The sequence below is a fragment of the Chryseobacterium sp. BGARF1 genome, from assembly GCF_001677955.1.
GTDB lineage: Bacteria > Bacteroidota > Bacteroidia > Flavobacteriales > Weeksellaceae > Chryseobacterium.
Genome location: NZ_LELA01000257.1, coordinates 1 through 455 on the forward strand (window position 1 = coordinate 1; position 455 = coordinate 455).

Genomic DNA, 455 nt, shown 5'->3' on the forward strand with positions numbered 1-455 from the left:
TTCACATTCAGAATTGATTTAACTGGGTTTGGATAAATCAAAATATCTGTTTGGTTTACAGTATTCACTGTTGGCAATTGAGAGATTCTCACGGTATAGTCTTCCACTTCACCGTCAGTAAAGCTTACACAACTTACAGGAATAGCGTCTTTAGCCATTGCCACTCTCATCACTACATATTTATTGGTAGATCCTAAGAAAGCGTTCGTAGGCACCGTAAAGGTAGCACTTGCAGTAGCGTTCGTATTAGGACCATCCGCTAAAATTCTTTCATCAAGATCAAAAGTTCCGTTTCTGTTGAAGTCAATCCAAACTGCTACTCCAGCTTTAGCACCTGAATTCATTGTTTTATCAATGATAATTTGGTTACCTACAGAACCTTGAACCATATCAATAAACTTCAAAGGAACCGTTGTGTAGTCTGAATAAGCTGAACCTGCTGTAATATTAATCAT

Annotated in this window: 1 protein-coding gene; it reads right to left on the reverse strand. The window is 37.6% G+C overall.

The window, feature by feature from the left end; genetic code table 11:
- Positions 1 to 455 (reverse strand): GEVED domain-containing protein (locus tag AB671_RS22660; protein WP_228391025.1); only part of this gene is annotated, 455 nt, incomplete at both ends.